The sequence below is a fragment of the Muriicola marianensis genome (assembly GCF_014638095.1).
GTDB classification, from domain to species: domain Bacteria; phylum Bacteroidota; class Bacteroidia; order Flavobacteriales; family Flavobacteriaceae; genus Muriicola; species Muriicola marianensis.
In genome coordinates, this window is record NZ_BMFH01000001.1 from 905,946 (window position 1) to 928,471 (window position 22,526).

The following is a 22,526-nucleotide window of genomic DNA, read 5'->3' on the forward strand; positions in this document are numbered from 1 at the left end:
GGTTGCCCTCAGGAAAGCTTGTTGTTGAGTTTGCGCAATTTGATCTGGGTCAGCACCTTTTTGGTATAGAGGGGAAAATCTGCATTGAGGATCCACCCAAAATACCCTGGCTCTTCTTCGAGGACTTCGCTTACCTTTTTTCCCTTGTGTTTCCCAAAGGTAAATATCTCTTCCTCCTCTTCATCAAAACCGATGAATCCTGCAAAATCCGCACTCTGTCGGTAGGTGGAGAAATCGGCCAGCTTCCTGATGTCATTCTCCAGGTCAGGGTATCGCTCCAGCTGAGCCAGGAGCACTTCGTAGGTCGCTGCCGTATCGGCCTTGGCCCCATGGGCGCCTACCAGTTCCTTATCGCAATAGAATTTATATGCTGCGGAGAGGGTGCGCTGTTCCATTTTGTGGAAGATGGTCTGCACGTCTACCGACACAGTATTCTTCATATCGAAATCGACCCCCGCTCTCAACATCTCTTCCGCCAGCAGTGGTATATCAAACCGGTCGGAGTTAAATCCCGCCAGGTCACAGCCTTTTATAAACTGATAGATCTCTTTGGAAAGCTGGGTGAAGGTGGGCTTGTCAGCCACCATTTCATTTGAGATCCCATGGATGGCTACCACAGCTTCAGGAATTTCACATTCGGGGTTGACCAGCCAGGTGCGCTGTTCCCTGCTGCCATCCGGCTTTTCTTTTAAAATGGATATCTCTACGATCCTGTCCTTCGCGACATTCGTTCCGGTTGTTTCCAGATCGAAAAAACAAATGGGTTTGTTGAGGTTCAGTTTCATTTCCTGCTGCTAAATGGGTTCAGGGGCCCGGAATCTTGACACTAACAGCGATCAGATCTCCCGGTCCATATCCCAGTTCTCCAGATACTCGGCTACGGCCTTGATAAACATACCTCCCAAGGCGCCATTGACCACACGGTGGTCATAACTGTGTGAAAGGAACATCTTGTTGCGGATCCCGATAAAATCCCCTTCCTCAGTTTCGATCACGGAAGGCATTTTACGAATAGCCCCCAGGGCCAGTATACCCACCTGGGGCTGGTTGATGATGGGGGTGCCGAATACACTGCCAAAAGTACCCACATTGGTCACCGTATAAGTTCCGTCCTTGATCTCATCGGGTTTCAGGGCGTTGTTTCTGGCCCTGTTAGCCAGGTCGTTCACTACTTTGGCCATACCCACCAGGTTCAGCTGGTCTGCGTTCTTGATCACAGGAACGATCAGGTTGCCGTCCGGCAGGGCTGCTGCCATCCCTATATTGATATTCTTCTTTTTGATGACCGTATCCCCATCCACGGAAATATTCACCATGGGGTATTTCTTCAGGGCCTTGGCCACAGCTTCCATAAAAATAGGTGTAAAGGTCAGTTTTTCCCCTTCCCTTTCTTCAAAGACATCCTTTACCCTGTTGCGCCATTTAACCACATTGGTGACGTCTACTTCTATAAAACTCTGGACGTGGGCTGAGGTAGCCACACTCTCTGCCATATGCTGGGCGATAAGTTTCCCCATACGCGTCATGGGTATGACCTCATCGGCCCCTGAGACCTGAGCGGTGGTTACCTTATGGGGAACTTCCGGTGCCCTGGTAGCCGACTTCTCAGGTGCAGGTGCAGGCTTGGTGGTCTCCTGCCTGGCTTCCACCTTTGGGCGGTCGCCATTCTTGCGGGATTCCACATAGGCGAGGATGTCATTTTTAGTGACCCGGCCTTCGAGTCCGGTACCCACTATGGCATCGAGCTCTTCCTGGGAAATAGATTCCTCCCTGGCTATATTCTTTACAAGAGGAGAATAAAACCTTTCCTCCCCCGACTGAACAGAGGGCGCAGTGGATGCTACAGTTTCCCTGGCTCGGACTACCTGCTCCTCGATCTCAGCACTGACCTCCTCAGGAACCGCCTCTTCTTCAGGTTTTGCTGTTGCTTCAGGTTCAGAAACGGGTTCGTCCGCTGACTCTGTCTCTATGACGGCCACCACTTCCCCAACCTTGATCACGTCATCCACATTGAAGCGTTTTTCAACAAGGACACCTTCCACCTCACTGGGCACTTCAGAATCTACTTTATCGGTGGCGATCTCAAAAACGGCCTCGTCCATTTCAATGGTCTCCCCCACCTCCTTGAGCCAGGAGGTCAGGGTGGCTTCGGCTACGCTTTCTCCCATTTGGGGGAGTTTTAGTTCAAATTTTGACATATTGTTATTCTGAGCCTTGTTGAGTTCAATATTTTTGCAAAAATACTATTTTTTCGGTCTGTTTTTTAAATTTTTCCTATTCTGCTAATCTGCCTTGAGGGAAGTCTCGAACGGGATCCTGTGCAGAATACTCCTTCCAAGGGTGATCTCGTCGGCGTATTCCAGTTCATCCCCGACGGCAATACCCCTGGCAATGGTAGAGGTCCTTACCTCCCGGTCCTGTATCTGCTTATAGATGTAGAAATTCGTGGTGTCCCCTTCCATGGTGGAACTCATGGCAAAGATCAGTTCTCTGATCTCCCCTTTTTTGACCTTTTCCACCAAAGAAGCGATGTTGAGGTCCTGAGGGCCTATCCCTTCCATGGGAGAGATCTTTCCCCCCAACACGTGATAGAGGCCATTGTACTGGCTGGTATTCTCGATAGCCATCACATCCCGTATATCCTCCACCACACAGATCAATCCACTGTCCCGCTTGGGGTTCGCGCATATTTCACACAGTTCCACATCAGAGATATTGTGGCAATTCCTGCAGAATTTGATCTCCTCCCTCAGGCTTTTCAAGGCCTGTGCCAACCTTCCGGTCTGGGATTCCGGCTGTTTCAACAGGTGTAGGACCAGCCTGAGGGCTGTACGCTTTCCCACCCCAGGTAGCTGGGACATTTCATAGACCGCATTTTCAAGGAGTTTAGACGAAAATTCCATACCAGCAAAATTACGTACTATTTTTACTTTTTGTACTTTGGGCAGGAAATTAATTCGAATGGATGCCTCCCGTATTCTGCTGTTGATCGGTGCGTATTTCCTGGTGCTGATCGTGATCTCCTACCTTACCGGCCGCAATGATTCCAACACCGATTTTTTCCGGGCCGGGAACAAGTCCCCATGGTTTGTTGTGGCCTTTGGGATGATAGGTGCCTCCCTTTCAGGAGTTACCTTTATTTCCGTCCCCGGGTGGGTAGAATCCTCCCAGTTCAGCTATATGCAGGTGGTTTTCGGTTACCTGGTGGGTTATTTTGTGATCGCCTTTGTACTCTTGCCTATCTACTACCGCCTCAATGTCACTTCAATCTACGAATATCTCCAGGGCAGGTTTGGCACGGTCAGTTACAAGGTGGGAGCGGTCTCTTTCTTTATCTCCAGGGTGCTGGGCGCTTCCTTCCGGTTGTTTCTCGTAGCCATTGTCCTCCAGCAGTTTGTCTTTGACGCCTGGAATATCCCATTTGAACTCACCGTAGTACTTTCTATCCTGCTGATCTGGATCTACACCTTCAGGGGAGGAATACGTACCATTGTCTGGACCGATACGCTCCAGACCCTCTTTATGTTGCTGTCAGTCGGCCTGTCCATCTACTTTATCAATGAAAAACTAGGATGGGACTTTTCGGAGTTTCTCGCTTCTGAGGAACTGAAAGAGTACAGCACAGTCTTTTTTACGGAAGATTTCAATCAAAAAAACCACTTTTTAAAATCTTTCCTGGGAGGGATGTTCATCACTATCTGCATGACGGGACTCGACCAGGACATGATGCAGAAAAACCTTACCTGCAAATCCCTGGGCGATGCACAGAAGAACATGGTCTCCTTCAGTATCATCCTGATCGTTGTCAACCTGGTCTTCCTGTTGCTCGGCGCTCTGCTGTTCATCTATGCCGATCGATACGGGGTAGCACTCCCTCTGATGGACGGGGAGCCCAAATCTGACCTGCTTTTCCCTGAGATCGCGCTCAACAGCGGACTAGGAAGCCTGGTAGCCACGACCTTTATCCTGGGGTTGATCGCCGCTGCGTACAGCAGTGCAGACAGCGCTCTCACCTCCCTCACGACCTCTTTTTGTGTGGATTTCCTCAACATTGAAAAAAGGGAGGCCGGTAGCCAAAAAAGGCTCCGGAAAAAAGTACACGTGGGGATGAGCCTGCTGCTGATTTTGGTCGTCATCAGCTTTAAATACCTGCTCGACCGCAATGTTATAGACGGGCTCCTGACCGTGGCCACATATACCTATGGGCCCTTGCTGGGGCTTTTTGCATTTGGGATCTTTACCAAATACCAGGTATTCGACCGGCTGGTTTGGGTGGTGGCCATTTCCTGCGTACTGGTCATCATAGGCTTGTCATACCTTCCGGCAAGCGTACTTGGGGGATACCAGATCGGGTATGAACTCCTCCCGATCAACGGCCTCATCACCTTTATCGGGCTGTGGCTGATCCGCAAGCGGGTCTGACAGTTCCTAATGGTACTGACCCGTAGAAAGCATTACCAGGGTACAGGCCACTTCCACTTCTATGTCCGCCGCGGCCAGCAGGTCATAAAACTCGGGGTTTTCGGTTCCGGGATTGAAGATCACCCTTCTGGGTTTGAGGTTGATCACAGTCTCATAAAACTGTCTTTGCCTTTTTGGGTTCATATACAGGGTGACCGTATCCACCCCTTCAAAATTGTCACATGAGGTCACAATGCGAACCCCGGCCACATGGCCTTCTCTCAGGCCAAAGGCGAGGACCTCTTCCCCGGCTTCTACCAGACGTTTTATCGCGATATGGCTATAGCGATAAGGCTTGAGTGAAGCTCCGAAGACCAGGGTCTTTTTCATGAAAATTTTTCGCTGTTAAAGTGTGTTAAGAAGTGTAACGTAATACAGAAGGTTTCGTCTTTTACACAAAGCTCATTCATTGGGAGGCTGTATTTTTTTAAAGTTAATGGTTAGTGTTTAGTGCGGCACTCCAATGATAGAAACCCCGGTGATCCCACCGGGGTTTTGTTTTAAACAGGCCCGTTTGTCACCATCGTATGATGACGCTGCCCCAGGTAAATCCACTGCCGAAAGCAGCGAGTACCACCAGGTCACCTTCCTTGATCTTTCCCTCTTCCCAGGCTTCAGTCAGGGCGATCGGGATAGAAGCCGCCGTCGTATTCCCGTATTTCATGATGTTGTTGTAGACCTTGTCATCGGGGAGTCTGAACTTGTGCTGAATAAACTGGGAGATCCGCAGGTTGGCCTGGTGAGGGATCAGCATATCGATATCCTCCACCTTGAGATCGTTCTTCTCCAGTCCTTCCATGATCACCTCAGAAAAGCGAACAACGGCATTTTTAAAAACGAACTGACCGTTCATATACGGGTAATAAGACTCATCGTCCGGATCATTGTCTTTTAGGATATCAGTCACCCACCTATGGCCGATTCCCGGTGCAAGCAGGGAGAGTTCCTCCGCGTGTTTTCCTTCAGAATGCAGGTGGGAAGAAAGTATCCCCTTCTTGGGATCCTCCTCCCTGGTCAGTACGGCAGCTCCTGCCCCGTCGCCAAAAATAACGGATACTCCCCTACCCCTGGTGGTAAAGTCGAGTCCCCCGGAATGCAATTCGGAACCGATGACGAGAACATTTTTATACATCCCGGATTTGATATACTGGTCGGCAACGGAAACAGCATAGACAAATCCCGAACACTGGTTCCTGACATCCAGAGCCCCAACGGTTTTGATATCGAGGTCGCGCTGGACCAGAACTCCGGGTCCCGGGAAGTAATAATCCGGACTCAGGGTGGCAAAGATGATGAATTCGATCTCGTCCTTATCGATCCCGGCCCTCTCAATGGCCTTCTTCGCAGCTTTCACTCCCATGGAAGTCGTGGTGTCCTTTCCTCTGACCACGTGCCTCCGCTCCTGTATCCCGGTGCGTTCCTGTATCCAGGCGTCACTGGTATCCATCAATTTGGAGAGGTCGTCATTAGTGACTACATGATCGGGTACGTAAAAACCCAGACCCGATATTCTAGAATTGTACATATAGGATGAGTTTAGTATAGGCAAGGGGGTAGTGCCCCGTCCTTTGTTTAGTTTCGTTTTTCTAAAATACCGATTCTTGCTATGCTTACCTAGAGAATATGTAAAAGATTGACAGGATCCGTGATAAAGGGACGAGAAGAATTTGACAGGGAGTGGATAAAATCAGCTTTATGTAGTAACTTATCCCGGCAAAAAATTTAACTCATTATGAAACTCAAATTGAAAGGAATTCTCATACCCCTCTTTGTTGCAGCCCTGCTCAGCCCTGCCACCGGATATTTCCAGGAAAAACTCACCTATCAGCAACCTTCCCAGGAGATCCTGGACCTGGTTAATGCCCCCCTGGCACCCGTGGTCAGAATAACAGACAACGGAAAGCATATGCTGTTGCTCTACCGGGATACATACAAGACCATCGCCGAGCTTTCGGAGCCCGAGATGCGCCTTGCCGGACTCAGGATCAATCCTGTCACCAATATCGGCAGCCGGACCAACTACTACAACAATATCATGGTAAAGGCACCATCAGACAGGGAAGCAACACAGGTAAAAGGTTTGCCGGAAAATCCAAGGCTGGCGAATTTCAGTTTCTCCCCTGATGAGTCCATGGTCGCCGTGACAAACACCACTGCTGAAGGAGTAGAGGTCTGGGTACTCGACCTCGATAAGGCGGAGGTGAAAAAGATCACCGAGGCCCAGGTGAATGCCAACCTCGGGGATGTGATCAACTGGTTCAAAGACGGGTCGGCCCTGCTCGTAAAAATGCTGCCTGATTCCCGGCAGGAGCTGATCGACCAGGCCGAAGCTGTACCGGAAGGGCCCACCATTTCTACCAATGACGGAAAAAAAGCGCAGAACCGTACCTATCAGGACCTGCTTTCGAATCCTTCAGATGAATTCAATTTTGAGCAACTCGCCCTGTCTGAGCTGTACAGGGTAGACCTGAACGGGAACAAGACGTTATGGAAACCGGCAGCCATGTACCGGTCTATCAGTTTTTCTCCAAACGGGGATTACGTCATGGTGGTCACGGTAGAACAACCCTTCTCTTACCTGGTACCCTATTACAGGTTTCCATCTACAACCACCATCTATTCCAATACGGGTGACCTGGTCAATACCCTTTTGAAGGTCCCATTGATAGAAGACCTTCCCAAAGGTTTTATGGCAGAGCGCAAAGGAATGCGGGATCTCAGCTGGCGTGCCGACAGGGGTGCAACCCTAGTCTATGCAGAAGCCCTGGACGAAGGGGATCCCGAAGTGGAAGTACCTTTCAGGGACGCTGTCTACCAGCTCGAGGCCCCTTTCACAGGTAAGGGTACCGAGATCCTTAAGACCATTAACAGATACCGATATATTTCATGGGGAAAGGACAACCTGGCAGTGGCCTATGATTACTGGTGGAATACCCGGAATACCAAGACCTATGTCTTTGATCCTTCAAACCCCGGGAAAGAACCGGTATTACTTTTCGACCGGAATTACCAGGATGTTTACAGTGATCCGGGTTCCTTCGTAACCAAACGAAACGAGTACGGAGCCCAGGTGCTCAGCCTGGACGGTAAGGGCCATGCATACCTGCTGGGTGATGGGTATTCGGAGAACGGGCAATTCCCTTTTGTGGACCGGCTGGACCTGAAGAGCCTGAAAAAAGAAAGGATGTACCAATCCCAACTCACCGACAAAAAAGAAGATCTGCTGGATTACAATGTGGCAAAGGATGAGCTGCTGGTGCGGATCGAATCGAAAAACACCTATCCGAATTACTATTACAAACACCTTAAAAAAAGAAAAGGGCCTACTCAGCTCACCTATTTTGAGAATCCCTTCAAAAGCATACAGGAGGTTCATAAAGAAGTGATCACCTACACCCGTGAAGACGGACTGGAACTCAGCGGCACCTTGTATCTGCCGGTAGGCTATGACCAGAATTCCGGTGAAAAAATGCCTATGATCCTCTGGGCTTATCCCAGGGAATACAAGGACAAGAACAGTGCTTCCCAGAATACCCAGAACCCGAATGAATTCACCTATCCCTATTGGGGTTCTCCTCTGTATTGGGTGACGAAGGGCTATGTGGTGCTGGACGATGCCGCTTTTCCGATCATAGGGGAAGGGGAAGAACAGCCCAATGATACCTTCAGGGATCAGCTGGTGTCCAATGCGAAAGCAGCCATAGATGCAGTAGATGCCATGGGGTATATAGATGCATCACGCGTGGCTGTGGGCGGACACAGCTACGGAGCCTTTATGGTGGCCAACCTCCTGTCTCACTCCGATCTTTTTGCTGCCGGTATTGCCCGCAGCGGGGCCTATAACCGTACCCTGACTCCTTTTGGATTCCAGAGTGAGGAGAGGAACTACTGGGAAGCCCCTGAGGTCTATTACACCATGTCTCCCTTTATGCATGCCGATAAGATGAAAACACCCTTGCTTCTTGTCCACGGAGTGGCCGACAACAATTCCGGCACCTATCCCATGCAAAGCGAACGGTATTTCAATGCACTGAAAGGTTTGGGAGCGACAGTGAGGCTGGTAATGCTGCCCAAGGAGAGTCATGGCTACAGGGCTAAAGAGAGTATCCTGCACCTGCTCTGGGAACAGGACCAGTGGCTTGAGAAGTATGTCAAAAACAAAACCACAGATTCGGAAGCCGGATCTGAGTAAGCATTATTTCATGTACTGCAGGTAGTTATTTACTTCCACTTTCGCCTTAAGGTCGTGTAATAGATTGTACAGGCCAAAAAAGGTGCGGTTGATATAGAGGAAGTGACGTGACCCTCGATTCCCGTTCATCTTGCGGATGTGTTCATCCTTGGAGTAACGCTGGCTGATGTCGGCGATGCGGCCCCAGAATTCATCGGATCCAAAATCAAAGGATTCCTGGTTGAAGGGCATGGTAAAGAGGGTGAGCAATTCCCTGAAAAGTTCTTTGAAGAATTTCCTTTCCTCTGGTGAATCGGCCGGGGTCAATATTTCCAGAGCCTCCAGTTTTACCTCGAAAAGAGCCTCATCCTCGATAACCTCCCTTCGTGCGAGTTCGAAGTAGGGAATGTAAAATTCATCGGGCACTTCCTTTATACAGCCAAAATCGATCGCGATAAGCCTGTGGTCCTGGCTGATCAGGAAATTCCCGGGATGGGGGTCTGCATGAACCCTCCTCAGCCCGTGCATTTGGAACATGTAGAAATCCCACAGGGTCTGACCCAACATATTCCCTGTTTCCGGGGTAAAAGAAGTCTTGGAAAATTCACTGAGATGCATGCCGTGCATCCAGTCCATGGTCAGGATACGCTCACTGGAAAGGTCTTCGAAATAGGTCGGAAAATCGAGATTGGGGATGTGTTTACAAGCCTCTGAGATCTCCTTACTCTGCCTTAATTCGAGGATGTAATCCGTCTCTTCGAGCAACTTGTCCTCCACCTCCTTGAAATATTTTTCGGAATCTTTGCCCTGCAGGTTGAACATTCGGATGGCAATGGGTTTGACCAGGGCGAGGTCTGAGGAAATACTTTCGGCTACCCCGGGGTACTGTATTTTAACGGCCAGTTCCTTGTCATCTTTCCATGCCTTGTGAACCTGCCCTATACTGGCTGCGTTGATGGAATCTCGCTCAAACCGATCAAAGACTTCTTCCGGATACTGCCCGAGGTATTTTTTGAATGTCTTCCGGACCAGGGGCGCAGACAAAGGAGGGACAGAGAACTGGGACAGGGAAAAGCGTTCTACATAGGCCCGGGGAAGGAGGTTCTTCTCCATGCTTAGCATCTGGGCCACCTTCAGAGCGCTTCCTTTCAGGCTCTTCAGGCTGTCGTAGATATCCGTTGCGTTATTCTCGTCGAGTTCCTCCCGGGTGATATCCCCGTTTACCAGCTTTTTGCTGTAATATTTTACATAATTACCCCCAACCTTAACGCCGGTTTTAACGAGCTTTCCTGCTCTTTCGATCTTTCCGGTGGGAATCTTGTCCAGTGTTTTCATGCAATAAGAGGGTAACTAGAAATTAATCAGGCCATGTTTTCCTTGAACAGGAATTTTCCAAAATCCAGGATACTGTCGAGAGGAGTGTTGTCAAAGACATCAAAAATGGTCTTGACAGATTTCTCTATGGCGATATCTGTCTTTTCTAAGCCTTTGGAGGAATCATCCATCCAGAACTTTAAGAGGAAAAGGAATTGTAACCAGGCTCCTTCGGAAAACAGGGCCGGGTTGTGCCTGGATATTTTAAATGACTTTTCTTCATTTCCCTCCTCGATCAGCTCCCCGGCAAAATCTCGGATCCTTTTTCTCAGACCTTTTAATTGTTCCAGGTTTTTTAGCGACATACGGTGTTCCGCAAGAGAATAGAGAACATAGCTCCGATTGAGGGTGAGTACCTCAAAAAAAGTAAAGAAGAAGGAGAGCATTTTATCCCTGTTACTGAACGATTCGTAATCCTTGTTCTTATGCAATACTTCCAGAGTATTGTCATAGAACATGTTCCAAACCTCTTTTTGCAAAGAATTCAAAGAACCGAAGGACTCATAGAAGTTCTCCTCAGACACCTCAATGGCCTTGCAAAATTTGTAAACCGAAGATGGACGCTTCTCATGATCTAAGACATAGGTCATGTACGCTGACGCAATTTCTGCTGCAGATTTAGATTCCCTGGATTTTTTTGTAGCCATTGTCGCTTATTTTTGTTTAAGCAAATTTACATTATAATAAACATGTAAACTGTTAAGGATTTGAGAATAATGGGATAAAGTTAAAAGCGCGCCTCCAAGTGGACAGCGCGCTTTCTAACAACCTAACCAATTAATAAACAAACTGATTACTAAAACCAATTTTACTTTTTCATAGCAATGATTTCGAAGCAATCATATACAAATATAAATAATGTTTAATTTATTACTCATATTTTTAAACAAAAATATTTGTTAAATTTTTTATCCTCCTATTTTGTCCCTCTATAGGTGCCAGATTGTCACTTTAATTCAATCTGGTATTTTTTTTGATTCCCATTGGCGTAAACTAAAATTATAGATCGATGGCAACAGGTAAAATCAATGTTTCCGTAGAGAATATTTTCCCGCTGATCAAAAAATTCCTGTACAGTGACCACGAAATATTTCTGCGAGAATTAATTTCCAACGCGACAGATGCGACTCTGAAACTCAAGCACCTGACTTCTATCGGAGAGGCCAAGGTAGAATACGGCAATCCCATCATAGAAGTCAAAATTGACAAGAAAGGCAAAAAGCTGCATATCATTGACCAGGGAATAGGGATGACAGAGGAAGAGGTTCGCAAGTATATCAACGAGGTAGCCTTTTCCGGGGCAGAGGAATTCCTTGACAAATACAAGGATGCCGGAAAAGATGCCGGGATCATAGGGCACTTTGGACTTGGATTTTATTCTTCCTTTATGGTCGCTCAAAAAGTGGAGATCCTGACTAAAAGTTACAAGGATGAACCCGCCGCCCACTGGATCTGTGACGGAACCCCGGAATTTACACTCAAAGAAGGAAAGAAAAAGGACAGGGGTACGGAGATCATCCTGCATATAAATGATGATGACAAGGAGTTCCTGGAAGAGCACCGCATCCGGGAACTGCTGACCAAATACAACAAGTTCATGCCCATACCGATTAAATTCGGTACGCGCACAGAAACCCTTCCAAAACCTGAGGGAGCCAAGGAGGAGGATCCTGCTCCAACAAAGGAGGTAGATAACATCATCAACAATCCGAATCCGGCCTGGACCAAAAAACCTGCCGACCTGCAGGATGATGATTACAAAAACTTTTACCGGGAGCTTTACCCCATGCAGTTTGAGGAACCCCTGTTCCACATCCACCTCAATGTGGATTATCCATTTAATCTCACAGGAATCCTGTACTTCCCCAAGCTCACCAACGACCTTAATATCCAGAAAGACAGGATACAGCTGTACCAGAACCAGGTATTTGTCACAGACAATGTGGAAGGGATCGTGCCCGAGTTCCTGACCATGCTGAGAGGAGTCATCGATTCTCCGGACATTCCTCTGAACGTATCCCGTTCATATCTCCAGGCAGACGGGGCTGTAAAAAAGATCTCTTCCTATATCACCAGGAAGGTAGCAGATAAGCTTGCCTCCCTCTTTAAAGACAACCGTGAGGATTTTGAAGCCAAATGGAACGATATCAAGATCGTGATCGAATACGGAATGCTCTCCGAAGAGAAATTCTTTGAAAAGGCGGAGGCATTTGCGCTCTACCCCACAGTAGACGGCAAGTATTACACCTTTGACGAACTCAAAGAAAAGATCTCTGGTCAACAGACAGACAAGGATGATAATTTGGTGGTCCTCTACGCTTCAGACAAGGAAGAACAACACAGTTATATAGATGCCGCCAAAGAAAAGGGATATGAAGTGCTCCTGCTCGATTCGCCCATCGTGGGCCACCTGCTTCAGAAACTCGAGACCTCAAAGGAGAAACTTTCCTTTGCCAGGGTTGATGCAGACCACTTGGATAACCTGATCAAAAAGGAAGATACCAAGATCAGTAAGCTCTCAGAAGAAGAGAAGGAGAAACTCAAGACCCAGGTTGAAGAAGTACTGGGAGATAAAGGGTATACCGTACAGCTCGAAGCCATGGACAGTCAGGCAGCACCTTTCATCATCACAGAACCCGAATTTATGAGGCGGATGAAGGAAATGCAGAGGACCGGTGGCGGAATGTTCGGCATGGGGAACATGCCCGACATGTACAACCTGGTGATCAATACTAATCACGAACTGGTCAGTGAGATCCTGAATACCAAAACCGCGAAGAAAAGGGAAAGGCTGATCAACCAGTCCCTCGATCTTGCAAGGCTTTCCAAAGGCCTGCTCAAAGGGGAAGCCCTGACAAAATTCATCAGACGGAGCTACGAGATGGTCAAATAATCTCGTATTAATTGATAAAAAAGACCGCTTTAACCGAGCGGTCTTTTTATTTTAGACCTATGAATGATCCCTGGCATTTCTACGCCATGTCCGTCATGTACGCTTTTGCAGGAGTGATGCACTTCATTAAACCCAAAGCTTATATGCGGATTATGCCTGCTTACCTGCCTTTTCACCGCGAATTGGTATTTCTCAGCGGGATCGTAGAGATTCTGCTTGCCGTTGGACTTTGCTTTAAGCCGACCCGCGATCTTTCCCTCATCGGAATCATCGGGATGCTGGCTGTGTTCTTGCTCGTACATTTTTATATGCTCAAAGGTGAGAAGGAAGGAGCCGGCATCCCCAAATGGATCCTGATCCTGAGGATCCCACTGCAATTTGGCCTGATGTACTGGGCATATTGGTATCTGTAGAATGAAGGACAGGTCATCAGCCCCCAGTTTACCCTAAAAATAGACCTGCTTGTTCACCCAGTTCCTTTTGAGCAGGATGATCTGAAGGCTGAATAGACTGCAAAATGCCAATAAGGAGTATACCACAATACGGGTATCTGAAGTAAAGGACGATCCATCTGAACTCAGAAATGTAAACGGCATCAGGTTCAGATCGCGAGTCAGGAAGAGAAGTGCCTCATTTTGTAGTGAACTTGTATAGCCCGCTACCATGAGAACCAGGGCAAGGCAGAAGATCAGGACCCAGGCTGTTTTTGAGAATACAGGTGTGTACCTCACAGGGCGACGTTCCATGACATTTATTGCGTCCATGACTTGTTTGGTAAAGCCTGCCGGAACCTCCTCCACCGGCAGTTCCTTCAGCGATTTCCTGATCGTTTCATCCCAAAAGTCTTCCTGTTTCATAGCTTATAGTTTTTGTGCCTCCATAAACGGGCGCAAGTCGGAGGCCAATTGTTTTCGGCTTCTGTACAGCCGTATTTTTATGTTTTCGGGGCTCAGGTCCGAGATCACTGAGATCTCCGCAATACTCAGTTCGTCATAATAGAACATACTGATAAGGGCAGCATCTTTTTCGGACAAACGCTCTATGGCCATGCGGATACTGCGTTTCTTATCCTCGTATTCCAGGCCTTCCTCTATGCCACCCGTTTCCCGCCCGTCATATCTCTGATATTCCAATGGAGTGGTTGAGGGGCGCCGGCTCATTTTTTTAAGTCGATCCAAACAATTATGGTAGGCTATTTTATACAACCATGTCGAGAAGCGGGCGCCTCCCTGGTAAGTCTCAAGCCCCTTGTAGGCCTTTAGAAATGTATCCTGAGCTGCTTCTTCCGCTACTTCCCTGTTCCTGAGCATTCTCACCGCGAGGGTATATACCATATGCTTGTACCGGTCGACCAAAGCCTCAAAAGCCTGCCTGTCCCCTTCAAGGGTGCGTTGTATCAATTCCGGGTCTGGAGTCGGCTTCATCTGTTCCATAAGACGGTCAAGAGAGGTCGCAGGTTACACTGTGAGTAAAAAAATACGCCTTTTTTGTAACCCATGCTAAATTGCCGGCGTCATACCTGGCAAACAACATTCATTTAAATCAAAAAACATGGGAGGAGAAGTAATTATTTTTATCAGTATGTTCCTGGTGGTCTTTGCGATCAGTTACCTGTATTTTACAACGAGAAACAAGGAGCGCCTGGCCCTGATCGAAAAGGGCGCAGATGCCAGCATTTTTATGAAAGGTAAACGCGAAGGCGCAGCTCCCTTCTGGAAGGTCGTGATCCTAAATCTGGCCCTCTTGCTTATGGGGATAGGCCTGGCCATCTTTCTGGCCGCCTTTATAGAAAGTACCCTGGGCGTAGACGAGGATATCGCATATCCGGGAACCATCTTCCTGATGGCCGGACTGGGACTCTATCTGGGATTCACACTCACCAAAAAACTCGAAAAACAAGATTAGTCGCCACCAATCAAAAGAATTTAAAAAACCGGGGATTTCCCCGGTTTTTTTGTTTGAAGAAGATCAAGCTGAGATAATATTTTATTTTTGTAATGTCTCTGATATCCATCCTGAATTACTGCCATGAAATGACGGCCAGGATCTATAAAACTATTAAATGTTCACTGATTTAGATATCAATTTTCAGATCCTGCTTGATGCTATCGGACTGATCCAGGGGGTGACCATAGGTATCTTGCTTATGGTAATGGGCTTGCGCAAATACCGCAGGACCTTTTATCTGGGCTTGTTTTTATTATTCTATTCCCTGGAGCTGGGCTACTGGATCGCTATCAATACAAGGATTTCGTCGATTCACCCTGAATGCTACCTGCTGCCCTTAAATTTTACCTGGATCCTCTTTCCTTTATTCTATATCTATACCCAGCAGGTATCTGTATTTTCCGATACAAAGATCAAATACTGGCTTTTAGCACCGGGTGTTTTGTCCATCCTGGTTCAGGTTGGAATTTATACTATGCCGTATGAAACAAGGGTGATCATCAAAGAATCATTCTGGCACGAACTAATCTTCTGGATCCTGGGCACTTATTTTTCCTGGGGCGTCGGTATCTGGAACCTGAGACTGTTGTATAAGCACCGGGTAGAGGTGCTGAACACATACTCCTTTATCGAGCACAGAGAATTACAGTGGGCACGGTTTCTTTTGATCTACCTGCTGTTCACTTCAGTTTTCAGTCACATTATCGCCTATGTGTTTCCCAATGCATTTACAGACAATTCCATCTTCTCTGTCTTGGACCTTATCGCTATTTACTGGGTCTCTTATTACGGGATCACACAGCGAAACGTGCGCTCCCTCTTCTCCAACACCTGGAACCCAAAAGTCACCAGGAGTTTGTCTCCCCCATCTAATCGCAATTCGGATATTAATATTGAGAGGTTGGGAGAGATCATGGACCTCATTAATAGGCACATCAGGGAATCGAATTGTTTTATCAATCCTGACCTCACTATAATGGACCTTGCCGACGGCATTGACGAGCACCCTAAGTTGGTTTCAGAGGCCATCAATTCCGTTGAAAAGCAGAATTTCAATTCCTATATCAACCAATATCGCATCCGGAAGGCTGAAGACCTGCTTAAGACAGACAAAGGTTCTCAATTAAGCGTGGAAGGAATCGGAACAGAGGTCGGCTTTAAAAGTAAAAGCGCCTTTTATTCCGCCTTTAAGAAGTTTACGGGCACAACCCCCACCCAGTACCGCGAGAGTCGGGCCGCTTAGTTTAAAAGCTGCATCCCTATTATATGTTGTAAATCTTCTGGTTCCAGCCTATCCTCTTTTGGTTCAAATCCCGTTTTTAGCGCTCTTTTTCCATCTTAACCTCTGTAATTAGTACTAAATTCAGAAATCAGAACTCCTGGAAGCGTCTTGTTTTATTGTTATTCCAGCAGGAAATAGGACCTTACAGTAAAATGTTAACTGATGAACTCGAACAAGAAGAGTTTTATCTTGTTTATTCTTTTTATCTGGTCTGTTTATTTCGCCTGGGCCATCGATGTAAATGCTTCTGTACAGGCCTATTCAAATGACGTCACACGCTACGACCTTCTATTGCTCCCATTCCTCATCATTTTTACCGGGTATTCCGCCTACCTGATTTTGAGAAAACAGGATTCTGACCGGACTTAAATCCTTTGCTCTGGATTAATTACTCCTGTCTTGTTCCTCGATTGATTATCGCGCCCAGCTTACACCAGCCTTCGTACTAAAATCCATCCACTTCAAACAAATTATCAGTAGACCGTGTAAGGCTCCCAGAACGAAGTCCTTTTGGGCTTTTTCACTACAAGTCTGATACCTCTCACATCTACTTTCCTATCACAAAATAAATTCAATGACTATCTTTATAATCACGGTAGGGTATTTACTTAAAAAACGGTCGATCATTGGACTTAAACCTTAATTTTCAATCAGCCCTGGACCTACTTGGCCTTTTCCAGGGTCTGACTCTGGGAATCTTGATGTTGATCCTGAATTTCCGGCATTTTAGAAGCACCTACTGGCTCGGGCTGTACCTGGTCCTGTTCTCTTTGAAATTATTGATCTTTATTCCGGGAGGGTTGGACCTGGACGAACGATTCCCGTCATTGTTCCTCCTGCCATTTAATTTTTCCTGGCTCCTATTCGCCGTTTTCTTTATCTATACTCAAAAGATCTCCATTTTTTCCGATCAGAAGATCAAATACTGGCTTTTGTATCCCGGGATCCTTTCTCTTATTGCACAGATCGTAATTTATTTCCAACCCTATACTGTAAAAGTTGATATCGCGCAGAGCTTGTGGTATGTGATCGTGTTCACGTATGCAGGCATTTTGTATTCCTGGGGAATCGGTATTTGGAACTTAAGGCTTCTCAACAGGCATAAAAGGCAGGTGGAGAATACATTTTCCGAACTGGAGAACAAGGTACTTACGTGGGTACGTATCTTCCTGATCTATAGTTTGTCTTCGTCTGTCCTTATCCATATTCTCTATGTGATCTCGCCGGAGAATTATGTTTTCAAGATTATTTTCTCCGCCCTCGACCTTGTGGCCATCTACTGGATTGCAATCAATGGGGTTATTCAGCAGAATGTGTTGTCTACCTTATCGAGCAAGGGCCCTGAGCAATTAAGAGATTATCTGTCAGGCCTTAAGGAAGAAAATCATGAAAGAAAGGATGATCACAAGGACCTGGAAGCCCTGATGGAGAAAGTAGAAACCTATATGAAGAAAAGCGAGATCTTTTTAAATAGCGATCTTACGATCGTGGACCTGGCCGAAAAACTAAATCTGCATCCCAAAAAAATCTCTGCCAGCATAAATTCTATCTCCAATCAAAATTTTAATTCCTATGTCAATGCATTGCGCATCGAGAAAGCCAAATTGATACTGGACGGTGCGCAGGCACACAATTTCAGTATCGAAGGTATAGGACAGGAAGTCGGTTTCCACAGCAAAAGTGCTTTTTACTCGGCCTTTAAGAAAGTAACCGGGACAACCCCCACCAGATACAAGGAATAGTCCTTCCCTTATCGCGACCTGATAAGTGTTTATTATCGAGTTCGGTACTGGAAAATCTCTTTAAACAGGAGTACTGATTCCTGATTTCGGACCGATATTCATTGATTTTACAGGGATTTCGTTCTGATTTCTGAATTTCAAACTTAAAACCCCGGTCTGTAGCTTGGGCTCAGAAAATATTTACCAAAACTTTGAGTTGAAGGTGATAGATTGATTTATGATGATGAGTCGGATAGAGACCTGGATCAATTGCATCCAAGGTCTCTTTTCCGACAAGGAAATAAAAAATGGAATAGCTATGACCACCAAAGAAAATCAGAGAGCCAAACTACTCAAGTACACGACTATCAATGAGGCAGGAAACTTCAACACCTGGAATCCGGCTCATATTGAGGAATTGAAGAGAAATCGGATAAGCTCAGATCTGGGCCAAAAGATCCTATTCGAAAATGACTATCTGAGGATCTGGGAGGTGGTATTGCTACCCAAGGAGCGACTCCCTTTCCGCAAGATCCAATCCGATTACTACTGGGTGGCAGGCTCAGAAGGCCTTTTGATCTCGCGTTTCTCTGATGGACGCATCCTCCTGATGCATTTAGAGAAAGGAGATTCCGAATTCCTGCAGCACAAAGACCAACACGCAGTTTACGATCTGGAAAACATCGGTCAGGACATACTATTCTTCCAGATGACAGAATTCAAAGGAGAGAATCTGGACAATCAGGAAAGACTGCAAGAAGTATTCAAAAGAAACACTTCCAGATAGATTTGATTGCTTTCCCCTAAAAAGGCAGGATACAGGTCTCCGGCTACACCCATGTATTTCCTATCTTTAGGCCATGAAGGTCATATCCACCAATATAGGACAACCGACGAGTTTCACCTGGAATGGCAGGACCGAAAAGACAGGGATCTTTAAGTCGCCCGTTTCACACCCCGTTCTCCTGGATCTTGAGGACGTGAAGGGAGATACAGTGACCGACCGCAAACATCACGGGGGAGTTTTCAAGGCATGCTACATCTTTTCTTCTGACAACTACCCATACTGGAAGGATCGATATCCCGAGCTGGAATGGAACTGGGGTATGTTCGGCGAGAATATTACTATCGAAGGGCTCGATGAAGCCAATCTCCTGGTGGGTTCTACATACCAACTGGGTTCTGCTTTAGTGCAGATCACTATTCCAAGAGAACCGTGTTACAAACTGGGATATCGTTTTGGAGATCAGAAAATTATAGAAGCATTTATCGAACACGGCCGGCCGGGAACCTATCTTCGGGTGATCAAACCGGGGAAAGTGAGCACAGGGGACCTATTTCAACTGGTAGATAAAAAAGAGGATTCACTGAGCATAGCCAACCTGTTTTCCCTCCTTTATTCTAAAGAGAAGGATCCGGATATATTGAGCCGTGCATTAAATTGCGAATTCTTGCCCCAGCGGACCAAGGACAAGTTGAGCAGATACCATAAAAAAGGGGCCTGACGGCCCCCTTCTCGCTGAATTAACTAAACTTACTTCACTACGTAATACTCAGCAAAAGTATCGTTGGCATCCCTGACCACTATTTTGTAGCTGTCCTTTTCTGCCTTCCCAAAGTTAAAAGCCTTCTCCACGATCAGAGAAGATTTGATGGTCTCGCTGTAAAGGATGCGATTCTCGCTGTCAATAACTTTGATCTGAACATCCCCCATTTCCCTGTTGAAAAAGTTCAGGAACAACTTGTCCCCTGCTTTTCGGAAGAATGGGCTTTCTTTGATATCTCCATCGTTGATGTCAAAAGAAGGTTTTACGTTAAAGCTGTGGGCATATGTTCCGGCAGAAATCAGGATCATGGCCATTGCGGTAATTTTTTTCAAATTTTTCATGATTGCTTTTTTTGGATTAATGAATAAACTCAAGGCAAATCTATCCTCATAATCCCGGGATCACTACTGCTGATTTTGCAGATTTATGTACTATTTTACCAATCAGGCCCGTTAATTATTTCTTAAATGATAATATTGCATATATTTTGGGTAATTTTGTAAAGTTTAAGGAAGAACTGCGGGAGTAACTTTGTACGTATATAGCATGTCTATGATCCAACAAAAACCCACATTTGAGGCGATTGAACCCAACTTCGGGAACTCATTTACCTATCAAAAATTTGACGAGGAGCGCCTCAATAAAAATAACGTCTGGCATTACCACCCGGAGATCGAATTGGTCTATGTGAATGGAGGGTCGGGTAAGCGGCAGATCGGGAGTCATGTATCTTATTACACCAATGGGGATCTGATACTCATTGGCAGTAACCTGCCGCACTGCGGACTTACTGACAAACTCACGGGAAATAAGAAGGAAACGGTTATTCAGATGAAGTATGACTTCCTCGGGAATGATTTCTTTAAGATTCCGGAGATGAAGAAGATACAGGCCCTGTTCGACCTTGCAGCAGGAGGGATCGCCTTTTCAGGGAAGACCAAAAAGAAAATAGGTGAAAAGATGGAGGTGCTCGAATACCAGACAGACTTCCAGAGGCTGCTGTCAATTCTCAATATCCTCAATGAACTCGCTCTATCTGAGGATTACAAGGTACTTAATGCAGACGGATTCTCCCTGAAAACAGAGGTAAAAGACAACGACCGTATCAACGTTGTATTCAACTACGTAAAACAAAACTTTAAGGAAGATATCCCCCTGGAGAAGATCGCGGATATGGTGAGCATGACCGTTCCCTCTTTTTGCAGGTATTTCAAGAAGATCACCAACAAGACATTTGTGCAGTTCGTGAACGAATGCCGACTGGTTCACGCTTCCAAATTGCTGGCAGAACAACCCATGAGCATCACAGAGGTCTGTTTTGAAAGTGGTTTCAACAACTTCTCCCATTTCAACAAATCTTTCAAGGCCTTCACAGGGCAAAATCCTTCTGAATACAGAAACGATCTTAAGAAAGTCATCAGCTAAGTCGCCTGAATGCAACTGCAAGCCCATAAATTAGATCTGCCTGAGAGCGATATCGTATATTACCCGGGTTTTTATGACCATCAGGAAGCAGATCACCTCTTTACTATATTGAAACGGGATACACCCTGGCAGCAGGACGATATACTTGTATTCGGGAAAACCTATCCCCAGCCCAGGCTGACCGCCCTGTACGGGAATAATGGCAAGCCCTACTCCTACTCCAATATTACCATGGTTCCCCACCCGTTCACAGAAGATCTTCTCTCCATAAAGCATAAAATAGAAAAGATTCTCCCCGGAACCGCTTTTACAACCTGTCTTATGAACCTTTACAGGCATGGAAAAGACAGTAACGGCTGGCATGCCGATGACGAACCGGAACTCGGCCAAAATCCCGTGATCGCCTCAATAACCCTGGGAGAGGAAAGAGTCTTCCACTTTAAACACAGAGACAAAAAAGAGTTGAGGCATAAAATGATCCTCGAACACGGCAGCTTGCTGATCATGAAAGGAGAGACCCAGCATCGCTGGTTGCACCAGATCCCTAAAACCTCACGGGCCATAGGGGAGCGTATCAACCTCACCTTCAGGGTCATCCATTAAACGGGGGATTCTTATTATCTTTGAACCGCTATGAAAAAGGAATTTACTGAAAGAGAATTAGACCGGATCATTGAAATGGCCTGGGAAGACCGCACCCCCTTTGAGGCTATCGAATTCCAGTTTGGCATTTCTGAACAGGAGACCATAGAGATCATGAGGAGGGAAATGAAACCCAGCAGTTTCCGTATGTGGCGGAAAAGGGTTCAGGGCAGGTCTACCAAGCACGCAGCACTGAAAACTTCAGATAGTACCCGCTTTAAAAGCACCCGACAGCGCCACATCTCCGGGAATAAGATCTCAAAGCGTTAGTCGAATATCTCATTCAATACCACAGCAAGCCGTACACCTCCTTTGAGCAACTGACGCTCAACGGTGTTCCAGTGGATATATTTATATCGGTATCCCAGGCGTTCTCCGGGGATCACAGAACCGTAAATAGAGGTCGCCAACCTGTGGGATTCTTCAACCCAGCTATACACATCTCCCTGCTTTAAAGCCTTGTATCCCTCCTTTGACAAGGGTGGAAGATCCCGGGCCAGTTCTGTATAACTCATCCCGAAGTGGTCGATCAGATCGGAGTCCCATAACCTGTGCAGATTGCTCTCTCGACCGAACCATTCTATTTCTATGTCGTTGCCTCCCCGGTTCTCAGCCCAACCGGCGTGCAGCGGCTGATGCAGATCACCTATAAAATGAACGAGCATCTTTAAATAAAAAATCTGTTCCTCTTCCGGAGAATTCTTATCCCTGAGCTTAGCAATACAAGTCTCAATGGCCTGGACGATATCCCCTTCCTCGGCGGGAGGTTCCTGCACGTATGTCTTGTCGGCGGGATAGTTGACATAATGCCAAGGATAATATTTCCTGTATAGTGTATCTGATTTGATATCGTCCGCATAGTTCGATACCGAAGCCAATGACCTTCCCTTGAGTATCTTGCGCACCATTTTCCTGGCCTTTCTTTTAAGATGCATTTCCGCAACCTCCCCAACCACCCTGTGGCCGGTCTTACCCCAGAAAGGCGGGTTAGCAAAAGCCAGGTTGCTCACCGCAAAAAATAGGATGATAAAATTCTTCATTCGAGTTCCTTTTTCTGCAAAAA

General features: G+C 46.6%; 24 protein-coding genes. 13 read left to right on the forward strand and 11 right to left on the reverse strand.

What is annotated here, in order from left to right; genetic code table 11:
* Positions 1-8: 8 nt before the first annotated feature.
* From IEV19_RS04185 to recR, 3 genes are all read right to left on the reverse strand, one after another.
* A complete protein-coding gene (locus tag IEV19_RS04185; protein WP_188369429.1) occupies positions 9-785 on the reverse strand; it encodes a 3'-5' exonuclease in 777 nt (258 codons plus the stop codon).
* A gap of 51 nt (positions 786-836) precedes the next feature.
* The gene (locus IEV19_RS04190; protein WP_188369430.1) at positions 837-2,198 is read right to left on the reverse strand and encodes a dihydrolipoamide acetyltransferase family protein; all 1,362 of its coding nucleotides are present in this window, start codon (positions 2,196-2,198) and stop codon (positions 837-839) included.
* Between the two features lie 84 nt (positions 2,199-2,282).
* On the reverse strand, positions 2,283-2,903 hold the full coding sequence (recR, locus tag IEV19_RS04195; protein ID WP_188369431.1) for a recombination mediator RecR: 621 nt from the start codon (positions 2,901-2,903) through the stop codon (positions 2,283-2,285).
* A gap of 58 nt (positions 2,904-2,961) precedes the next feature.
* Between recR and IEV19_RS04200 the strand changes: the two genes are divergently transcribed.
* Positions 2,962-4,422 carry a sodium:solute symporter gene (locus tag IEV19_RS04200; protein WP_188369432.1) on the forward strand — a complete coding sequence of 487 codons (1,461 nt, stop codon included), beginning with the start codon at positions 2,962-2,964 and terminating at the stop codon, positions 4,420-4,422.
* 6 nt (positions 4,423-4,428) lie between these two features.
* Here the strand turns inward: IEV19_RS04200 and IEV19_RS04205 are convergent, their stop codons facing one another.
* Entirely contained in the window at positions 4,429-4,791 is a 363-nt protein-coding gene (locus IEV19_RS04205; RefSeq protein WP_188369433.1) for a CoA-binding protein, read from the reverse strand.
* 187 nt (positions 4,792-4,978) lie between these two features.
* A complete protein-coding gene (locus tag IEV19_RS04210) occupies positions 4,979-5,986 on the reverse strand; it encodes a 3-oxoacyl-ACP synthase III family protein (RefSeq protein ID WP_188369434.1) in 1,008 nt (335 codons plus the stop codon).
* 207 nt (positions 5,987-6,193) lie between these two features.
* On the opposite strand from IEV19_RS04210, the gene IEV19_RS04215 reads away from it, so the two are divergent.
* On the forward strand, positions 6,194-8,653 hold the full coding sequence (locus IEV19_RS04215) for a S9 family peptidase (protein WP_188369435.1): 2,460 nt from the start codon (positions 6,194-6,196) through the stop codon (positions 8,651-8,653).
* Between the two features lie 3 nt (positions 8,654-8,656).
* Here IEV19_RS04215 and IEV19_RS04220 read toward each other — a convergent pair whose 3' ends face one another.
* Positions 8,657-9,967, reverse strand: a complete 1,311-nt coding sequence (locus IEV19_RS04220; RefSeq protein ID WP_188369436.1) for an ABC1 kinase family protein — start codon at positions 9,965-9,967, stop codon at positions 8,657-8,659.
* 26 nt (positions 9,968-9,993) lie between these two features.
* A complete protein-coding gene (locus IEV19_RS04225; RefSeq protein ID WP_188369437.1) occupies positions 9,994-10,653 on the reverse strand; it encodes a TetR family transcriptional regulator C-terminal domain-containing protein in 660 nt (219 codons plus the stop codon).
* Positions 10,654-11,015: 362 nt separating this feature from the next.
* Here IEV19_RS04225 and htpG point away from each other — a divergent pair, with 362 nt between their 5' ends.
* Together htpG and IEV19_RS04235 are read left to right on the forward strand one after the other, a co-directional pair.
* Positions 11,016-12,899, forward strand: a complete 1,884-nt coding sequence (gene htpG / locus IEV19_RS04230; protein WP_188369438.1) for a molecular chaperone HtpG — start codon at positions 11,016-11,018, stop codon at positions 12,897-12,899.
* A 59-nt stretch (positions 12,900-12,958) separates the two neighbouring features.
* Positions 12,959-13,312, forward strand: coding sequence for a DoxX family protein (locus IEV19_RS04235; RefSeq protein ID WP_188369439.1), 354 nt, complete (start codon positions 12,959-12,961; stop codon positions 13,310-13,312).
* Positions 13,313-13,345: 33 nt separating this feature from the next.
* Here IEV19_RS04235 and IEV19_RS04240 read toward each other — a convergent pair whose 3' ends face one another.
* Together IEV19_RS04240 and IEV19_RS04245 are read right to left on the reverse strand one after the other, a co-directional pair.
* Entirely contained in the window at positions 13,346-13,756 is a 411-nt protein-coding gene (locus tag IEV19_RS04240; RefSeq protein ID WP_188369440.1) for a hypothetical protein, read from the reverse strand.
* A gap of 3 nt (positions 13,757-13,759) precedes the next feature.
* On the reverse strand, positions 13,760-14,323 hold the full coding sequence (locus IEV19_RS04245; protein WP_188369441.1) for an RNA polymerase sigma factor: 564 nt from the start codon (positions 14,321-14,323) through the stop codon (positions 13,760-13,762).
* A 127-nt stretch (positions 14,324-14,450) separates the two neighbouring features.
* On the opposite strand from IEV19_RS04245, the gene IEV19_RS04250 reads away from it, so the two are divergent.
* The 6 genes from IEV19_RS04250 (at position 14,451) to IEV19_RS04275 (ending at position 19,354) form a co-directional block, all read left to right on the forward strand.
* The gene (locus IEV19_RS04250; RefSeq protein WP_188369442.1) at positions 14,451-14,804 is read left to right on the forward strand and encodes a DUF6249 domain-containing protein; all 354 of its coding nucleotides are present in this window, start codon (positions 14,451-14,453) and stop codon (positions 14,802-14,804) included.
* 157 nt (positions 14,805-14,961) lie between these two features.
* Complete coding sequence (locus tag IEV19_RS04255; RefSeq protein ID WP_188369443.1) at positions 14,962-16,089, forward strand: helix-turn-helix domain-containing protein; 1,128 nt, start codon at positions 14,962-14,964, stop codon at positions 16,087-16,089.
* 201 nt (positions 16,090-16,290) lie between these two features.
* A complete protein-coding gene (locus tag IEV19_RS04260) occupies positions 16,291-16,497 on the forward strand; it encodes a hypothetical protein (RefSeq protein WP_188369444.1) in 207 nt (68 codons plus the stop codon).
* Positions 16,498-16,754: 257 nt separating this feature from the next.
* On the forward strand, positions 16,755-17,870 hold the full coding sequence (locus IEV19_RS04265; protein WP_188369445.1) for a helix-turn-helix domain-containing protein: 1,116 nt from the start codon (positions 16,755-16,757) through the stop codon (positions 17,868-17,870).
* A 298-nt stretch (positions 17,871-18,168) separates the two neighbouring features.
* The gene (locus IEV19_RS04270; RefSeq protein ID WP_188369446.1) at positions 18,169-18,636 is read left to right on the forward strand and encodes a hypothetical protein; all 468 of its coding nucleotides are present in this window, start codon (positions 18,169-18,171) and stop codon (positions 18,634-18,636) included.
* A gap of 73 nt (positions 18,637-18,709) precedes the next feature.
* Positions 18,710-19,354: an MOSC domain-containing protein gene (locus IEV19_RS04275; RefSeq protein ID WP_188369447.1), complete on the forward strand. Its 645-nt coding sequence runs from the start codon at positions 18,710-18,712 to the stop codon at positions 19,352-19,354.
* A gap of 29 nt (positions 19,355-19,383) precedes the next feature.
* Here IEV19_RS04275 and IEV19_RS04280 read toward each other — a convergent pair whose 3' ends face one another.
* The gene (locus IEV19_RS04280; RefSeq protein ID WP_188369448.1) at positions 19,384-19,737 is read right to left on the reverse strand and encodes a hypothetical protein; all 354 of its coding nucleotides are present in this window, start codon (positions 19,735-19,737) and stop codon (positions 19,384-19,386) included.
* Positions 19,738-19,948: 211 nt separating this feature from the next.
* Between IEV19_RS04280 and IEV19_RS04285 the strand changes: the two genes are divergently transcribed.
* The 3 genes from IEV19_RS04285 to IEV19_RS04295 are packed head-to-tail and all read left to right on the forward strand — an operon-like array spanning position 19,949 to position 21,733.
* A complete protein-coding gene (locus IEV19_RS04285; RefSeq protein ID WP_188369449.1) occupies positions 19,949-20,821 on the forward strand; it encodes an AraC family transcriptional regulator in 873 nt (290 codons plus the stop codon).
* 9 nt (positions 20,822-20,830) lie between these two features.
* Positions 20,831-21,424 carry an alpha-ketoglutarate-dependent dioxygenase AlkB family protein gene (locus IEV19_RS04290; protein WP_188369450.1) on the forward strand — a complete coding sequence of 198 codons (594 nt, stop codon included), beginning with the start codon at positions 20,831-20,833 and terminating at the stop codon, positions 21,422-21,424.
* A gap of 30 nt (positions 21,425-21,454) precedes the next feature.
* Positions 21,455-21,733 (forward strand): TIGR03643 family protein, encoded by a 279-nt coding sequence (locus IEV19_RS04295; RefSeq protein ID WP_188369451.1) that lies wholly within the window; start codon positions 21,455-21,457, stop codon positions 21,731-21,733.
* Here IEV19_RS04295 and IEV19_RS04300 read toward each other — a convergent pair.
* Positions 21,730-22,503, reverse strand: a complete 774-nt coding sequence (locus IEV19_RS04300; protein ID WP_188369452.1) for a S1/P1 nuclease — start codon at positions 22,501-22,503, stop codon at positions 21,730-21,732. The genes IEV19_RS04295 and IEV19_RS04300 overlap by 4 nt on opposite strands.
* Positions 22,504-22,526: the final 23 nt, after the last annotated feature.

Coding starts and splice junctions, on each gene's coding strand:
- IEV19_RS04280 (WP_188369448.1), bottom strand. CDS start 19,737: ATGAAAAATTTGAAAAAAATTACCGCAATGGCCATGATCCTGATTTCT.
- IEV19_RS04210 (WP_188369434.1), bottom strand. CDS start 5,986: ATGTACAATTCTAGAATATCGGGTCTGGGTTTTTACGTACCCGATCAT.
- IEV19_RS04290 (WP_188369450.1), top strand. CDS start 20,831: ATGCAACTGCAAGCCCATAAATTAGATCTGCCTGAGAGCGATATCGTA.
- IEV19_RS04300 (WP_188369452.1), bottom strand. CDS start 22,503: ATGAAGAATTTTATCATCCTATTTTTTGCGGTGAGCAACCTGGCTTTT.
- IEV19_RS04250 (WP_188369442.1), top strand. CDS start 14,451: ATGGGAGGAGAAGTAATTATTTTTATCAGTATGTTCCTGGTGGTCTTT.
- IEV19_RS04215 (WP_188369435.1), top strand. CDS start 6,194: ATGAAACTCAAATTGAAAGGAATTCTCATACCCCTCTTTGTTGCAGCC.
- IEV19_RS04270 (WP_188369446.1), top strand. CDS start 18,169: ATGACCACCAAAGAAAATCAGAGAGCCAAACTACTCAAGTACACGACT.
- IEV19_RS04240 (WP_188369440.1), bottom strand. CDS start 13,756: ATGAAACAGGAAGACTTTTGGGATGAAACGATCAGGAAATCGCTGAAG.
- IEV19_RS04275 (WP_188369447.1), top strand. CDS start 18,710: ATGAAGGTCATATCCACCAATATAGGACAACCGACGAGTTTCACCTGG.
- htpG (WP_188369438.1), top strand. CDS start 11,016: ATGGCAACAGGTAAAATCAATGTTTCCGTAGAGAATATTTTCCCGCTG.
- IEV19_RS04185 (WP_188369429.1), bottom strand. CDS start 785: ATGAAACTGAACCTCAACAAACCCATTTGTTTTTTCGATCTGGAAACA.
- IEV19_RS04220 (WP_188369436.1), bottom strand. CDS start 9,967: ATGAAAACACTGGACAAGATTCCCACCGGAAAGATCGAAAGAGCAGGA.
- IEV19_RS04285 (WP_188369449.1), top strand. CDS start 19,949: ATGATCCAACAAAAACCCACATTTGAGGCGATTGAACCCAACTTCGGG.
- IEV19_RS04190 (WP_188369430.1), bottom strand. CDS start 2,198: ATGTCAAAATTTGAACTAAAACTCCCCCAAATGGGAGAAAGCGTAGCC.
- IEV19_RS04245 (WP_188369441.1), bottom strand. CDS start 14,323: ATGAAGCCGACTCCAGACCCGGAATTGATACAACGCACCCTTGAAGGG.
- IEV19_RS04200 (WP_188369432.1), top strand. CDS start 2,962: ATGGATGCCTCCCGTATTCTGCTGTTGATCGGTGCGTATTTCCTGGTG.
- IEV19_RS04205 (WP_188369433.1), bottom strand. CDS start 4,791: ATGAAAAAGACCCTGGTCTTCGGAGCTTCACTCAAGCCTTATCGCTAT.
- recR (WP_188369431.1), bottom strand. CDS start 2,903: ATGGAATTTTCGTCTAAACTCCTTGAAAATGCGGTCTATGAAATGTCC.
- IEV19_RS04295 (WP_188369451.1), top strand. CDS start 21,455: ATGAAAAAGGAATTTACTGAAAGAGAATTAGACCGGATCATTGAAATG.
- IEV19_RS04235 (WP_188369439.1), top strand. CDS start 12,959: ATGAATGATCCCTGGCATTTCTACGCCATGTCCGTCATGTACGCTTTT.
- IEV19_RS04255 (WP_188369443.1), top strand. CDS start 14,962: ATGTTCACTGATTTAGATATCAATTTTCAGATCCTGCTTGATGCTATC.
- IEV19_RS04260 (WP_188369444.1), top strand. CDS start 16,291: ATGAACTCGAACAAGAAGAGTTTTATCTTGTTTATTCTTTTTATCTGG.
- IEV19_RS04225 (WP_188369437.1), bottom strand. CDS start 10,653: ATGGCTACAAAAAAATCCAGGGAATCTAAATCTGCAGCAGAAATTGCG.